General features: G+C 31.6%; 16 protein-coding genes and 1 tRNA gene. 5 read left to right on the plus strand and 12 right to left on the minus strand.

Features of this window, described 5'->3' with window-relative positions; genetic code table 11:
• Window positions 1–101: 101 nt before the first annotated feature.
• Window positions 102–1,394, minus strand: coding sequence for a hypothetical protein (locus ACTJIW_RS11305; RefSeq protein WP_440715074.1), 1,293 nt, complete (start codon window positions 1,392–1,394; stop codon window positions 102–104).
• A gap of 208 nt (window positions 1,395–1,602) precedes the next feature.
• Here ACTJIW_RS11305 and ACTJIW_RS11310 point away from each other — a divergent pair, with 208 nt between their 5' ends.
• From ACTJIW_RS11310 to ACTJIW_RS11330, 5 genes are all read left to right on the plus strand, one after another.
• Window positions 1,603–2,232, plus strand: a complete 630-nt coding sequence (locus tag ACTJIW_RS11310) for a response regulator transcription factor (RefSeq protein WP_440715075.1) — start codon at window positions 1,603–1,605, stop codon at window positions 2,230–2,232.
• Between the two features lie 5 nt (window positions 2,233–2,237).
• Window positions 2,238–2,912, plus strand: a complete 675-nt coding sequence (locus tag ACTJIW_RS11315) for a hypothetical protein (RefSeq protein ID WP_440715076.1) — start codon at window positions 2,238–2,240, stop codon at window positions 2,910–2,912.
• Between the two features lie 4 nt (window positions 2,913–2,916).
• On the plus strand, window positions 2,917–3,564 hold the full coding sequence (locus ACTJIW_RS11320; RefSeq protein WP_440715077.1) for a hypothetical protein: 648 nt from the start codon (window positions 2,917–2,919) through the stop codon (window positions 3,562–3,564).
• Window positions 3,561–4,358: a sensor histidine kinase gene (locus ACTJIW_RS11325; protein ID WP_440715078.1), complete on the plus strand. Its 798-nt coding sequence runs from the start codon at window positions 3,561–3,563 to the stop codon at window positions 4,356–4,358. Before ACTJIW_RS11320 ends, ACTJIW_RS11325 begins: the two co-directional genes overlap by 4 nt.
• Window positions 4,359–4,492: 134 nt before the next feature.
• Window positions 4,493–4,894, plus strand: a complete 402-nt coding sequence (locus ACTJIW_RS11330; protein ID WP_440715079.1) for a helix-turn-helix domain-containing protein — start codon at window positions 4,493–4,495, stop codon at window positions 4,892–4,894.
• A gap of 71 nt (window positions 4,895–4,965) precedes the next feature.
• Here the strand turns inward: ACTJIW_RS11330 and ACTJIW_RS11335 are convergent, their stop codons facing one another.
• From ACTJIW_RS11335 to ACTJIW_RS11385, 11 genes are all read right to left on the minus strand, one after another.
• The gene (locus tag ACTJIW_RS11335; protein ID WP_440715080.1) at window positions 4,966–5,925 is read right to left on the minus strand and encodes an HNH endonuclease; all 960 of its coding nucleotides are present in this window, start codon (window positions 5,923–5,925) and stop codon (window positions 4,966–4,968) included.
• Between the two features lies 1 nt (window position 5,926).
• The gene (locus tag ACTJIW_RS11340) at window positions 5,927–6,466 is read right to left on the minus strand and encodes a hypothetical protein (protein ID WP_440715081.1); all 540 of its coding nucleotides are present in this window, start codon (window positions 6,464–6,466) and stop codon (window positions 5,927–5,929) included.
• Window positions 6,421–8,259 carry a hypothetical protein gene (locus ACTJIW_RS11345; RefSeq protein WP_440715082.1) on the minus strand — a complete coding sequence of 613 codons (1,839 nt, stop codon included), beginning with the start codon at window positions 8,257–8,259 and terminating at the stop codon, window positions 6,421–6,423. Before ACTJIW_RS11345 ends, ACTJIW_RS11340 begins: the two co-directional genes overlap by 46 nt.
• 145 nt (window positions 8,260–8,404) lie before the next feature.
• Entirely contained in the window at window positions 8,405–9,202 is a 798-nt protein-coding gene (locus ACTJIW_RS11350) for a TatD family hydrolase (RefSeq protein WP_440715083.1), read from the minus strand.
• Between the two features lie 90 nt (window positions 9,203–9,292).
• Window positions 9,293–9,631, minus strand: coding sequence for a hypothetical protein (locus ACTJIW_RS11355; RefSeq protein WP_012026707.1), 339 nt, complete (start codon window positions 9,629–9,631; stop codon window positions 9,293–9,295).
• A gap of 4 nt (window positions 9,632–9,635) precedes the next feature.
• On the minus strand, window positions 9,636–9,956 hold the full coding sequence (locus ACTJIW_RS11360) for a S24 family peptidase (protein WP_440715084.1): 321 nt from the start codon (window positions 9,954–9,956) through the stop codon (window positions 9,636–9,638).
• 92 nt (window positions 9,957–10,048) lie between these two features.
• Window positions 10,049–10,270, minus strand: a complete 222-nt coding sequence (locus tag ACTJIW_RS11365) for a hypothetical protein (RefSeq protein WP_440715085.1) — start codon at window positions 10,268–10,270, stop codon at window positions 10,049–10,051.
• A 224-nt stretch (window positions 10,271–10,494) separates the two neighbouring features.
• Window positions 10,495–11,916 (minus strand): RtcB family protein, encoded by a 1,422-nt coding sequence (locus tag ACTJIW_RS11370; protein WP_440715086.1) that lies wholly within the window; start codon window positions 11,914–11,916, stop codon window positions 10,495–10,497.
• A 500-nt stretch (window positions 11,917–12,416) separates the two neighbouring features.
• Entirely contained in the window at window positions 12,417–14,657 is a 2,241-nt protein-coding gene (locus ACTJIW_RS11375; RefSeq protein WP_440715087.1) for a hypothetical protein, read from the minus strand.
• A 256-nt stretch (window positions 14,658–14,913) separates the two neighbouring features.
• Window positions 14,914–15,031 (minus strand) — tRNA-OTHER (locus ACTJIW_RS11380).
• Between the two features lie 175 nt (window positions 15,032–15,206).
• Window positions 15,207–15,599 (minus strand): hypothetical protein, encoded by a 393-nt coding sequence (locus ACTJIW_RS11385; protein WP_440715088.1) that lies wholly within the window; start codon window positions 15,597–15,599, stop codon window positions 15,207–15,209.
• Between the last annotated feature and the right edge of the window lie 558 nt (window positions 15,600–16,157).

Below are 16,157 nucleotides of genomic sequence, written 5' to 3' on the forward strand. Positions count from 1 at the left end.
TTTGATTGCAAAAAAATACCCTGCAAATTGGTATTTGCAGGGTTTGGGTTTTTATTGGTATAAAATTTCTTTTTCACCAAAATAAGAAAAAGTCTCTTTATCTAGTTTTGTTCGATTCCTTTATCGAGGCTTATTTTTTTAACTTTGGTTAAATTATAGGTAATTCCAAAAAAGTGCCCAAATTTAAACTGATTCTGCGTAGGAACATCTCCGGAATTTCCCAGATTATAAGACCCGCCAACAGAATAAGAATCGGCAATTCTAGTGACTTTCCCCATAGAAAAACCTGTAGAAAAAATAATTCGTTCTTGTTTACCTAATATAGCTCCAACACCTAAAAGCACTTGTAATTTTTCATTTTGTGTAATTACAGCACCAAAATTAAGTGTTGGCACAATCCAGGAATTCATTCGAACATAAGTATTTATAGTAGAACCAAATGCTAAATCGTAATCTCCACCATTTTTTAAAGTAATAATTTTATTGCCTGCAATGGCTGGATCGTCTTTTGTACTAAGTTCTGAATCGTAAAGCGAAGTAAAAAATAATCCGGCGCTTACGTCTATTTTAAATCCGCCTTTAATCCAAACATTATAGGGTTTTGAAGCGAAACTCAAATCCTCTTCTTTGGTTTCTTTATCAAAACGATGAAGTTTAAATTCTACTGCATCAATATTTTTGCCTTGTACATCAATTGGAAGTGTGTAAACATTCAAATCAATGTTGTAGAATTTTGATATAATTGATTCAACATTTTTTTCAGCTTTTACTTTCGTCAAAACAACAATTTCTTTAACGTTTGCATATTGCGAATTATCTTTTAGCAATTCTAAAGCATTTAATAAATCATAACTTTTTTTCAACTGGTCTTTTGCATCGCTTATAAATTGGTTTCTATCATAATAATCATCTTCAACAAGCGTATTTTTTAGTTTTAAAATTTTATATAAACTTTCTACATCAATACTCAAATTATCAACCTCATGAATTAATTGATGATTATAGTTAATAATCTCTTTTATAGATTCTTCATCTTTATCACTATCTTGAGATTCTACAATATTCCTTTTTGCATTGTCAGCATCTGCTTTTGCTTTTGTCTCTGCTATTATTTGTTGAGCAGCAGCAGTTGGCTCATTAAAAAGAGAAAGATTTTGAGTGTCAATTTTATAAGTATACTTCAAAGGATTCCCATTTATTAATTTTACAGCAATCATTTCTCTCGATCTTGCAGAAAGCCATTTAGTATCATCTAAATTATAGCAGTCTACATCATTACATATTGAGATACTTTTTTCATGCGGCACGCTTAAGTCAACTTGTATAGTCTTAGTTGTTATCTGACTATAGCCAATAAATCCAAAAAATAAAAAAAATAATAAGGTTGTTTTCATGATTTCTAATGTTTTTAGTTAACGGTTCAAATGTATTTAGAGATCACTACACCAATCAATTACCCTTTTGGGTGATATTTTTTTTCTTACATTCTTCTTTATTTTTTTGTAAGTTTATCCACGTTAAGCTTAATTCTGAAATATCACCCAAAAGGGTAATTGTGGTCAAAATACTTATTACCCAACTTTGTAATGAAAATGTAACAACATGAAAATAAGAGTTGCCATAGTAGAAGATGATAAACATTACAGTCAGGCGCTGAAGAGTATCATCGATTTTCAGGAAGACATGGAATGCGCAGCTCAGTTTTTTAATGGTAAGAGCGCATTGCAAAAATTGGAAGACCTGGAACCAGACGTGGTTTTAATGGATATTCAGCTTCAGGATGCATCAGGAATTGATATCGTTTCTAAATTGACAGAAGCAATGCCGGGAACGAGTTTTATAATGTGCACGAGTTTCGAAAACGACGAAAAAATCTTTTCGGCCCTGCGTGCTGGCGCGAGCGGTTATCTTGTAAAAGGCGATCCTCTCGATAAAATTATTCAGTCTATTCTCGAAGCTCATAAAGGAGGCGCTCCTATGAGTTTTACAATTGCAAAGCGGGTTTTACAGCATTTTCAGGAATCGAAAGTACAGGTACAAAGTTTGGCCTTGCTTACCGTAACCGAAAAAGAAGTTCTTGAATTGCTGGCACAAGGACTGCTCTACAAAGAAATTGCCGATAAAAAAAATGTCACCATCGACACCATAAAAAAACACATTGGCAATATCTACAGAAAATTACAAGTAAGTAATAAAATTGAAGCTATTAATAAGTTTAACACCAAAAACTAAAAACCATGAACAAAGATGAGTTAAAAAGATTATTTGAATTTCTAGATGTACACGAATTTAACGATCCAATTGATCCAGAACTTCAAAAAAAATATGATTTAGCATTTGAAGATCTTCAAAAAAAGGTAAAAATTCAAAATAAAAAAGTTTTTATAGACAATAATAGTTTTATAAAAGTAATCGGTCAAGCTTTTTTGAAGGATGCTAAATATTTAAAAATCCATTTAATAAAAGAAAGCAAAGATTTAGATGTAAATATTGGCTTTTCATTTTCAACTTTAGAAGCTCCAAAAGATCTTACAGTCGACCATGATTTAGATTTCTTCTGGACTTTAAAAGATGGTATACTTATAGAAAGTACAAAAAAACCATTTACAATCTGTAAAAAAAACTTCCTGGACACAACTTCAAAATTAGTAAGAGAATCTACAAACAAAGAATGTACTGAATTTATACAATATGACATTGAAAACGTAATTAGATACATGATAAGAAATCTACTTTCTAACACATTTGACAGTAAAAAATTTATTCTTAATTTTTTCGTTTTTAAAGACTTTGATAAAAAATTGAATGATCGTATTGGAATAAGCGTTCACAACACATTAATACTTACAGACGTCACAAATAAAAAAGTAGCTGAAAGCATTGGCTACGATTTCGGAACCGTTTATCCTTAATTAAATGGAAGTATTACAATTTGTTTACATAGGTTGTTTAATCATAACAACCATAAAAGCAATAGTTTTGGGCTGGAAATATACATTTCCGGCTCAAAACTATTTAGGCATTTATCTAATTGGAACTTTGAGTTTAGAACTTTTTGGAATTATTAAAACCTATTTAAAGCAATTTGACTTTGCTGTCTATTTTAATATATATGCAATATTTTGCATTCTGTTTTTTGGAATCTATTTTTCGAGAATCTATAACGGAAATTTTAAACGAATTGGATTATTTGTTGCCATTCTTCTTTTATCTTATAGTTTAATTTTTATTGATATTCTAAGCACTAAGTTTTTACCTCAATTGGGAATATTAGTTGCTTTGTTCTACATTTTTAATTCCATTTTGTGGTTTTATCAAAAACTTCATATTCCAGTTGAAGGTAAAATTACCGACGATCCAAATTTTTGGATTTCAACCGCTTTACTTTTCTGGAGTACTTATATCATTTTTAGGTTTACGCCTATGTATTTATTCGAAAAAGAAGACCAATTTTTCCTCATTCTTTTAAGAAAAATAGGAGCTGTAGTAAATTTTATAATGTATGCTTTGTTTTATTATTCTCTTGTAAAATACGAGACAATCGCAAAAAACATAAAAAAATGAGAGAACTGCCCCCAGAAATAAAACTAACCTACATTATCGCCATTATCATAATGCTGTTGTTTGTATGCTTTATTATTATGATGGTTTTTATTTACAACAAAAAACAGCTTATTCAGCAGCAGGAAAACCAAATAAAAGAAAGCGAATTCCAGAACCAATTACTGCAAAAAGAATTAGAACGCCAAAAAGCCATTCAGCTCGAAAGAGAACGTATTTCGCAAGATATGCACGATGATCTGGGTGCGGGAATTTCGGCTATAAAACTTCAGGCGGAGTTTTTAAAATATAAAATGCCTCAGGAAAGTTTTTCTGAAGATTTAGAAGCCATAATAAATACTTCTGAAGATATGAATTTAGCCATGCGCGAAATTCTTTGGAGTTTAAACTCGCAAAACGATACTGTTGGTAATTTTATAGAATATACGACTTTGTACATCAAACGTTTCCTAAGTAAAACGAGTATCGATTCGCATTTCAATTCGAACGTTCCCGAAAAGGAAACGAATCTAACGGTAAAAGCCAGACGGAATCTTTTTCTATCGGTTAAAGAAGCTGTTCACAATATATACAAACACAGCCAGGCAAATGAGATTTTTATTGAATTTGAGCAAAATGAAAATTCTTTCAGCATTATGATTATCGATAACGGAATTGGATTATCTGAAACCACACAAAAGGGAAACGGCATGAGTAATATGTCCTTAAGAATGGAAGGCATAAACGGAACTTTTAAAATTATTTCTGCTCAAAAAGGTCTTCGGTTATTGTTTGATTATCCTTTGATTAATTCCTGATAACAAAACACGAAATAAAGTAAGAAAAAGAATATATTTACATTTTTAAGAAAGAACTAAAATCGTATAATACCAATTGATCTTGTATTTTACGAATAGCTGTTTTTATCAAAAAAAATAAATACCTTTGAATTATGAGTACAGTAAACAGACCCAAACATATCGGTAGAAATATCAGCCGAATTAGAGAACTTCGCGGCATGAAACAAGGAGCGCTTGCCGATGCTATTGGCACTAGCCAGCAGACTATTTCCGGAATTGAAACCAGCGAAACTGTAGATTTTGATAAACTGGTACAAATTGCCAAAGCACTTGGCGTAACAGTAGAAGCGATTGAAAATTTTACAGAAGAATCTGTTTTTAATTTCTTTAATAACTTTTACGATAATAGTTCTAATACTGGCGCTCAAGGAAATACTCATAATAATCATTGCACTTTCAATCCTCTTGATAAAGTTGTCGAGCTTTACGAACGTTTGGTTCAGGCTGAAAAAGATAAAGTTGAATATTTAGAAAAATTGATGAAATTGAAATAAGGATTTTTCTTTTTATATAGAATTAAAAAAAGCGCAAAACTTTGAGGTTTGCGCTTTTTTTTATTATGCCTTTACTTAATTTTTTTCAATTCTTTTATTACATCATGTTTAAACTTACTAAAAGGTCTTTGATGGTATTTTTTTTCATCCATTTCAATATTAAACACCATTCTATAAATTTCCTCTTCTGTCATAAGTCCTTTAAACGTTTTATTAATCAAAATGTCAATATAATTATCTGAATATTTATATCTTAGGTCAACAAGATCTTTTAATTCTTTGTTAGCATTTGAACTATAAATTTCTTTTAGGCTATTTGCTACTAATGTCCTTTCAATCTTAGAACCATTTTTAACATCAATTTCAACCTTATAATCATTTAATGATAGATCGTAATTAAAGCCAAAATTAAAGGTCTCATCTTTTTCAATTACGTAAGGATGAATATAATTATCTAAAGCTTCTTTCCAATTGATATTAGGACTCCCTTTTATATGATTACATGAATGACAGCTTGGAATCAAATTGAAAAATGACAAAGAAAGAATAGGATATTTTTCTTTTGGAAACCAATGATCTAATTCTGCACGAGCTCTACTATCAATTAAATTAAGAGTATAATTTCTGTTACAATATGTACATGTGTCCAGATTCAATTTGTCGAGAAAAACTTTCGAATGGTTCTTTTGAAACCAATTTTCATAGCCTGTATTAATAAAAAAGAATCTAATTTTTTTTTGATCTCTTTTAGAAAATTTAATCTTTTCGAAATTAACTACCAAAGAAAGTAAATCTTTTGGCATTCCAGAAACTAACTTTTCAATATTATCATCCTTAAGTAAAAATAGTTTTAGCTTACTTGGCAAATCTTTTTCAATCTGTATTTTACTATTACAGATTAAGCAAGTATTATCTTTACAACTATAACCATCTTTTTTTGTTTTACCTCCTTTTATTTTTTTAAGAAACCAACATTGAACGAGTTTACCATGAAAAACTTTTGCATCATCATATGAATAAATGTGAAACATATTATATCTTTTTTAATTCAAAACCGAGTTTTTTTGCTTGTTCATTCAAAAGTTCAATTTCTTCCTTCTGTGAAAATTCTTCAGGAAATCTCTTGCAATATCTTTCTCTTAATTTTGTCTTTATTAATGGTTCATCAATAATATTAATTATTTTATCTATATATTCTCTTTTGGATTTTGAAACTTGAACTGAGTTTAATATATCTATTACTTCATTAATTTTCTCTTTTGCAAAATCTCCCATTAGTCCATTATTTATAAAAAAACTATCTGCTAATAAATCAGTAATATTTGCTCCAAATGAGCTTTTTGGTTCTTTAATATTATTAATAACGATCGTTGGATTTTTATCTTTTTTCAAATAAATTACATTAGAATTCGGAATGTCTGATAATGTTAGAGGATCATGAGTAGTAAAAACAATTTGAAGATTTAATAATTCATTATTTAAAAATTCTTCATTCCCCTTAGGCGAGTTAAAATTATTTTTAAAAATTACAGGTAACGTTTTTGTAATTGCATGTATGTATTTTTTTTCCACAGTGCGTGATAACCTAAATCTGCTTCATCTAATAAAAGTAAATAATTTTTTTTTACATTTTTTCTTGTTAAAGAAAATTCATACAAAACAGAATATAAATTCAATAACATCTTTTCTCCATACGAAAATTTTTTATTGGATTTAACATGAATTATATCAGTATCTCGCAAAGACAGCTCTGAAAAATACTTACTTAGAGGCTCATATTTTTTAAAAAATAAATTTAAGTTATCTATAGAATTTTCTTCTTTTATTTTTATCTCTAAACTTGTTTCATTGTTTTTAACTAAGGTTTTAATGAAATTATAAAATTCAATTATATCATAAAATACTTCAACAATATTTATAATATCTTCTTTAATTTTTAAAGTATTAACTCCTATTTCTTGACTAAATTTATCTTCACGTATAATTTTAATTATTTCATTTTTTGCAATTAAAACATTAAAATCTTCACCTAAATCTCTTATAATTTTGTTATACAAATTAACATGCTTTTGAACTATAAATTTTTTCAGAAAATGATTTAATCTTACTTCAAATCTTTTTTCTTCTATAATTTTTAATGAATCATAACTTCCTTGTAAACCATTAATTGCATATACATCTTTTAATACAAGAAGCGATAAAATATTTACTTCTAAATCTTTAATTAAATTATCGTTGGAATGTAATAAATGATTAGATTCTGGAACATTATTTGGATAATCATCCCATATAACATCTAACATATCAACCATCGATAAATTTTTCAAAGAATTTAAATTAGTTCTAAAATGTAGTCTTTGATCGTGATCAAGATCAGAATAATCTATCCGATCAACTGAAAGACTTTCATTAATAACAATTTTTGAATCAATATCTTCATCTTTCTTAAAAATTTCTTTAAACTTCTCTTCTATTTGTTCATCATTAAAAACATTATTAAGTATAATATCAAACATATTAAACAAAAAATCTTTATCAGTAACTTTCAATACATAATCGATATATTGCATACTTATTTTTAAGCCTTCTATATCTTGATGTTTTCCACTATTAATCTCATCCTTAATTTTTTGAAACTCCCATTGCATGTCATTTCTAAATTTCTTCAGAACATTTGCATATCCTATATTTGTATCTATATAGACTTTCCTTAAGTCTCTTTTATTAAGTCTATTTGCAGAAATAATATTGAACTCGTAAATAGGAAAATCTTCATAAATTGATTTTATAATATCACTAGTTTTACTATTTAAAAAAATATTTTCGTTTAAAAGATTTCGTCTAAAAATATCATTTAAAGTATTATTTGAATCATCTGAATTTAATCGTAACGGAGAATAAAAATCTAAAACTCTTTCATCAAAAATAGGTGAGTAATACAATTCAGTAAATGGAGAATCTTCTATTTCATTTAATTCAAAATCCTGAGATATGACATTAATTTTATAATCTTTTTTTGATAGAGAATTAGATTGTTCTTCATTAAATATTTTAGTCAAATAATGAGTTTTATTGTCTCGTATTGATTCATAAATAAATAAAAAATTTGTTTTATCCTTATATGATCTATTAATTATGCTAAGTAAACTAGTTTTACCTGTACCATTTGCTCCCACTACAGCAGAAACTAAAGAAATATTTCTTCCCCAAAATTTCTTTATAAATTTTGTGTTTCTAATTCTAGAAATTTCTAAATTCTTCTTATCAATTTCATTAAAAGAATAAATATATTTTCCTCCAAAATTTATTGTTTCATTATTAAATAACAACTCGTGTTTTTTAATATAAACCGCTACTAATCGCATAAAGTCTTTTTTTTTATTTACTGCCAAATCTAAATTCTTATCATCTTAAAAATGAGTATAATCAAATATATACAAACAAAAAGCCTTCAAACCAAGTACAAACACCTGATTTAAAAGCCAACAAATAATCTTTATTAATTAAGATTTAAATCCCAAAAAATCTTTTAGAATTTCGAGTCGTTTCATCTGCTGTTTTAGCTAAAGTAATTCCTTTAAACTGTGCAATTGTTCCGGCAACATACGGCAGAAAAGCAGGTTCGCAACGACGTTCGTGGTATTTCTTCAAGAGACTGTTCGGGACATTTTTAGGAAGCATAAACGGCGCATCGGTTTCAATCATCATTCGGTCTAGCGGTACGTACTGAATGACTTCTTTTAAATGGCTGAACCGTTTGGCGTCTGAAATCGCTCCCGTAAAACCCAGATAAAATCCGTTATCGAGATAGGTTTTGGCTTCTTGCAAAGTTCCCGTAAAACAATGCACAACGGCTTTTGGCAATTGCGGTAAATAGTCTTTTGTTATATTCATAAACGAACTAAAAGCGCTTCTTTCGTGCAAAAACAAAGGTTTCTGTACTTCAATCGCCAATTCTAATTGGGCTTTGTAACATTCTTCCTGTTTGTTTCTGGGCGAAAAGTCACGATCAAAATCGAGTCCGCATTCGCCAACCGAAACGACTTGTTTCTGCTTTAATAAATTACGAAGTTTCGAAATGCTCTGCGCATCAAAACTCTTCGCATCATGCGGGTGAATTCCGGCTGTAGCATATAATACTCCCGGATATTGTTTTGCGATTTCTAATGATGCTTCGCTGTTTCGCACGCTTGTTCCCGTTAGGATCATTTGCGATACATCGGCGTCAATCGCGTCTTGTACAACATCGTCTATGTCGTTTTGGAATTGTTTGTTGGTTAGGTTGATACCTATGTCTATGTAATTCATTTTTTTTTAAGTTGCAAAGGTTCAAAGGGACAGAGTGACAAAGGTTTCTTCTCTTTGAGTCTTTATTATTATTTATTTTTTTGTGATTTTTTAATCGTGTAAAGCTTTACTATTGATACTTTCGCAAAATTTTTTTAAGTCCGTTTGTAAAATATCCTTAAGATAAATATTCTCAAAAAAAGTATTACTAACATTACATGGCACTAATGAAAAACCAATTTCTACAATGTTCTTTTTAGGATAATCTAACTCATTTATCAATAAAACCATATAAAGTTTTTTACCCAGAGGACTCCAAACGGAAACAAATTCAATAATCTCAGCAAAATACCATTCTATAACCTGATCGCTAAAGCCTGCATTTTTCCATCCATTTGATTCCAAAGCATTTATTAGTGCTATTATTCTTTTATCATCTACCAACATCATTCAATTACTTTTTATAAATAATTTCATTTTTAAATTCTGCTTCAACCACTTTTCCGTAAATAATTTTGGTCCAGCCATTTTCGAATCCGTGATTGTTGGCGATTAGAAAACCTTTGTTTGCGTCGGTTTTTATAATTTTATGAGCGTCAATATATCTGCCTTTTACTTTGCAGAATACTATATCTCCTATTTGGTAATTTTCGCTTTTTTGAAAAGTTAAGAGACTGCCGCTTTTTAAAATCGGATGCATTGAGTCTCCAAATGCTTTCATCTTTCCATTTCCGACTGTTTCTAATTCTGTTTTCAGTCGTTCATATTTGTTCATTTTTTTTAAAAAGGTGCTAAGGTTCTAAGAGGCTGAGATCCTAAGTTTTTTTTCCTCTTTGTGACCTGTTATTATTTAAGTATCCGTAATCATTATTCTAGATCACGGGGTCTTAGGTCTGTATGTTTCTCATATAATGGATTTAAGACATCCATTAAAATGTTTCCCATAATAATACCAACCTGTTTTTGATAATTAAAAAATTCACTCTCACTGCATTGCTCCTGAACCAGGAATACAGATTCATTTAATTCCTTACCAATATTGAGCATTAACTCACTAATTTTTGTCGCTACTTCTTTACTTTCGATCATTTTAACTCATATTTGTAATTATTAACTTACAAATATAAACTAATTTCTCTTTAATTTAAAACCAACTGTTTTCCCTTGCTAAACTACCGCGACTTATTTGCTGCGAAGGAAGGATTTGAACCTTCGTCTTTTGGATTTATTTTAATTTTATTCATATTCTGTTACACGAACTGCAGCACACCTCTACACTGAAAACTGTGACTGAGACTGAATACTAAAAAAACTTAGTCTTCCTTGCTTCCGTCATCAGCCATTCTAACCAGTTTCGGTGTAAATTTGGCAACAACATCTACTAATTCTTTCTGCGCTTCCATAACCTGATTGATATCTTTATACGCCATTGGAGCTTCGTCCAGACCTGCTCCGATAAGTGTAACGCCATGATCTCTCAGTATCGATTTCATTTCGGTTTGTGTGATGTTTTTGATCGCTTGGGTTCTGCTCATTTGTCTTCCTGCTCCATGCGAAGCCGAATTAATGGCATTCTCCTCACCTTTTCCTCTCACCAAAAATCCCGGTGCGGTCATACTTCCCGGAATGATTCCCATAACGTCTTTTCCAGCTGGGGTTGCTCCTTTTCTATGTACGATCACTTCTTCGCCGTTCCAGATTTCTTTCCAGGCAAAATTATGGTGGTTTTCGACTTTGGCTAAAATTGTCGCACCCAAAGCGCGTTCCATTTTGTTATGGATAATCTCGTGACAAGCCGAAGCATAATCTCCCGCCAAATTCATCGCCAGCCAATATTCCTGACCTAATTGCGAATTCATATCCAAATACGCTAAGTTTTTTGCCACTTCTGGAAGCTTACATTCGTCTTTGGCGATTTTAGTATAATGTCCTGCAATTGTGGCGCCCATTCCGCGTGAACCAGAATGCGTTAACAAAGCGACGTATTTTCCTTTTGGGATATTCAAGACCGCATCGTCTTGTGCAAATTCCATGATTCCGAATTCCACAAAGTGATTCCCGCCACCCGAAGATCCTAATTGCGACCAGGCTTTATCTTTCAAATTCTTCACAAACGGATTCAAATTGAACGTTTCGTTCTCCAAAACCGCATGATCTGATTTGTACTGACCATGAAATCCGTGACCTGCTCCAAAAATAGAATTCGCAATTAATTCTCTTTTGAATTTAGCTTCGTTTTCAAAGTAAAAATCTTCTGGAATATCATAAACAGATAATGCCATTCTACATCCAATATCAACACCAACACCATACGGAATAATGGCATTTTTTGTGGCTAGAACTCCCCCAATTGGTAATCCGTACCCTTGGTGCGCGTCTGGCATTAAAGCTCCGGCAACCGTAACAGGCAGTTTCATGGCAACTTCCATTTGTTTTCTGGCTCCGTCTTCGATATGATCCAGTCCGTAAGCGGAATATGCATTCGGATTCTGATTTAAAGCGATGAAATCTTCTGGTTTTTCATTCGATTTTTCGATTAATGCCACAGCCAGTTTGCTGAAGATTTTATCGTCTATATAGTTTTCTGGAGTTTCTAAGACGTTTTTGAAATTTGCTATCATTTCGTCTCTTGTGAATCCGTTTCTTTTGCTGTTTATTTTTAAGGCAATCCCAATTATTTTTCCTTCTGGGAATCCTAATTCTAATATATCTGTACCGTTTATTTGTGTTTTCATTTTTTTCTTTTTTAAGGGACAATCCCGATAGCTATCGGGACAGAGGTTCATAGGTGCAAAGGTTTTATACTACTACGCAGTTATTTTGCGTAGTTTTTATTTCACGCAGAGTCGCTAAGATTTTATTTTTTAAGCCACAGATTAAAGGATTAAAATGATTTTTTTTGATTTTTGTCATTTCGACTGAAAGGAGAAATCACACTAGAAACTCCGCACAGAACTTCGCCAATCTTTGTCGAATCCCGCATGCGATTTCTCCTTTCAGTCGAAATGACAAACTTTGTGGTTACTGTATCTTAAAGATTATTCTCACGCTCCCGATAGCTATCGGGATTGCAGATTCAGCAGATAAAAAATCCTTTTAATCCTCATAATCTGTGGCAAAAAAAACTTAGCGCCTTTGCGCCTTTGCGAGATTAAATTTACCAATCTTTACGGAGAGGCACAGCTGTGCGCCTCTACAAAACCTTTGTCACTTTGTTACTATGAACCTTTGCAACTTAATCAATTAATAATTGCGTAACAACCGCTGGATTCATCGCCCATTGGGCTGTGTAAACCTCATCTGCAATTTCATTTTCGGTGATTGTTAAACCTTGAGCTTCCGCTTTAAGCTGTAACAAACTACCAATATTCAATTTGCTGTTTAGTTTTGCCAACAACGCCTGAACGCCTTTGAAATCCAATCCGCCTACAACCTGACCTCCAAATGTCATCTCTAACCAAACGATTTCTCTTTTGGCTACATCCAACACTCCAAAAACCAAACCTTTGGCAATATTCTGCGTTACACGAACCTGATGATCTACACACGACGGATCGTATGCTACACCTGTTTTCTCCGAAATTTTCATCGGATATTTGCTGTTCATCCAACCTACGACTAAATTTGGCGTAATACTTCCGTTGCTGTACGCGTTGCAAGTAAAAGTTACAAATTTTGCTTTGGCTTTTGCCAATTCGTCGATGTTGATGTTGATATATTCGGCTGTTCCAATTTTATTCGGAATACTTCTGATATCACCGCTATGCTGACAACCAGTTGTAGTCAATCGGCTGAAAGAACACATATCTAAGCGATCTTCGTATGCAATCTGACAGCTCAAATCCATATCTAAATGCTGCGCTGGCAATTCTTTACCCCACTGCATAAACAATCGAACTTCGTTTCCTTCAACTGGGAAACGTGTTCCCATTAAAGCAACTGGCAAATCCTGAACTGTATCACTTCGATCTCCTATAGAAACCGGAATGTTAAACAATTGCGGATCGATATAGATTGTTTTATTGGTATTAGCAACTTTTGCAAATCGTTTTTTCATGGCTAAAAGACACAATTCTTCGATTTGGTTTTTCATTGCTTCCAACTGAAAATCTTCGTATAATCCTAATAACTGATTTGCTTCAATTCGTTTGTTTGTTCCACCCAAAGGTTTCACACTTCTCTGCATGTTTTTATCGAAATAATTTTGAGCATACATATTCAATGTAAACACCAATCGAGCCGGAACTTTATCGATGATTTCTTCAAAATGAGCAACAGTTTCCTCTGCTCCAAACCAAAGCATATTTGAGAATAACGAACGTGCAAATAATCCCGGACGTTGTTTCAATAATCCAAATGTTTTATCGGCATCAAATTTCAATCTTGACGAATCTACTTTGCTTTGCCAAACATCGTACACTTGGTTGTAGAATACGTCCATTAAGAAGTTCAATTTCTCGAATCCTTTTCTTTTGCTGTATTCTGCCAAACGAAGCGCGCGGATAAAACGAACCCACATTCCTCTTTTTGGGTGCATGGTTTCGCACATCGCCTCCACTTCCATATTCATGTTGTTCAACCAATTTGCCACCATTAAACATTCTTTTCGGGAATATTTTAGTTTCAAATCATTTGTTGATGCAATTCTCGTCTGAACGCTTGTATCTAAAACATTGTAGAAATGCTGCGCATTTTTTGATGTTCTTTTGATAATCGTTTTTGGCTCAATAATTTGAAGCATTCCTGTATTTTTATACCACAAGTATCGTAAGATATCTGTAGGCGTTTTCAAAAACTGAGACGCTTCTTCTTCTTTACCATTTTCGATCAAAAGATCGATTACGAGCATTAAAGTTTCCTTCATTGCCACTTCTGTTTTTGGCAAAGGCAAATATTGCATTGCCATTTTTAAACTATCTATCTGAGTAGCGTCTAAAGCGGTTTTAGATTGCAATAATGATATATAGAAATCATTTAAATCTTTTTCTGTCCACAATTCAAGCATTTTCAATTTGCTTCCTTGTCCGATATTTTCCAGTTTTCCAAATTCAAACGGAGTTCCGCAGAACGGACAACCATTGTATCTTTCTAACGGAAAAGTATTATCCGGGATAATATGGCCGCATTGTAAAGTTGTTCCGTTTTTAGTTTTAAAAACGTTTCTGAAATATGTGATAATATGATCTACAACAGATTCGCCTGTTGGAACGTTCCATTCTTTCACCAATGGCGTCCAGTTTTTATCTGTTCCTAAAACTTCTCTCAAAACTTCTAAAACCTCGATTTTATAGTTCGGGCTCACGTTGTTTAAAGCGTGAAGTAAAGTTTCAGAAAATGTAAATCCAAGTTTAGAAACATTGGCTAACAAAACTGAAGTTGTTCCTGATAAATTTTTAATATCATTCGTAATCATTTCTGACGGAATGAAAATAGCATTTTGACGTAAACTGATTTTTAATAATTCTTTTGTTTTCATTTTTTTTAATTTTTAAAATTTAGATAATTGTGCTTCTAGTTCTACCCAAAAGATTTTGAAGTAAGAAACACTTGACCTGAAATTGGAGTGTAATGAATTAACTAAGCTAAAATGGAGCGGGCTACCGCGAAAGAAGTAAGTTAATCTTGACCCTCGTTTTTTTATTAATGATAATTTTAAAACTTAATAACCAGCAACTTCCTTTCGGAAGTTAGGAGTCGAACCTAAGAAGTAAGTTTTAATTGACCATTAATTGTGAAGCAGGTGGGATTCGAACCCACGACCTGGACGTTAAAAGCGTAAGAAGTAAATTTTGATTGACCTTTGATTGATAATTTCAAAACTACCTGCTCTATCCGCTGAGCTACTGCTTCGTATATAATTGAATAAAAAGGTAATGGTGTAAGTGTGTACATTGGAAAGTGTTTTCGAAGTAACTCAAACTTGACCTGTTTTATTCTTTTTTTATTTCTATGAACGTTTGTTTTTATTTCTGAACAAAGATTTCAAAACTAGTGCGCAATTATTTTGCGTAGTAAGAATTAAGTTCTATAATTTAAATTCTTTATAATTATCTTCCTCTATTTTTTCTTTAGCGAATACTTTACTTAAATCGAATTGTATATAATGGCTCAGCCAACAATCTGAAATCTCTGAGGCAACTTCATTACCACAAAGGCATATTTTATTTAAACTACTGAAATTTGAACTTCCACAACATCCAATAAATCTTGATCTATCAGAATGATCTTTTAAATTATAATCATCAATAGCAACCATTATAGATTTCTTGTTAGAATATTCATTAGTAACAACAGAAAAATTATTTTTCGGCATTAAATCCTTGTTATCAACCCAACGTAAATCTTCTTCAGGAATTTCTAGTAATTCTTGAGTCAATTCAATTTCACATTCTCTACAATAAATTTTAATAGTTCTCATAACTGTTTCATTTTTACATTGCAAAGATTTCAAAACCACTACGCAATTATTTTGCGCAGTAAAAAAGAATTTTAAATTTGAGGGAAAATTAATTTAAAAAAAGCACGTAAGTCCCAGAAGGAAGGTATATTTATAGATATTTTTAAATTACAAAAAAACATAAGCCCCAGCGGGATGGCATATTTATAGATATTTTTCAAATTACAAAAACATAGTCCCAGAGGGACGGCATATTTATAGCTATTTTCAAATTACAAAAAACATAAGTCCCAGAGGGACGATATATTTATAGCTATTTCAGGATTCATTTTAAAAGCCCCGGCGGGGCGATATATTATTAATAAAATTGAAGGTGTCGCTCCGCTGGAGCTTTTTAACCGTTGTCTATAAATTGGCCATAAATTTTTTGCTATAAATATTTTGCTATAAATATCTAACTCCTCCGGAGCTTGTTAATACGTTGAATAGTTGGCCATAAATTTTTTGCTGTAAATATTTTGCTATAAATATCTAACTCCTCTGGAGCCTGGTAATACGTAAAATAATTGGCTATAAATA

Origin of the sequence: Flavobacterium sp. 22659 (genome assembly GCF_052044235.1) — a bacterium.
GTDB lineage: Bacteria > Bacteroidota > Bacteroidia > Flavobacteriales > Flavobacteriaceae > Flavobacterium > Flavobacterium johnsoniae.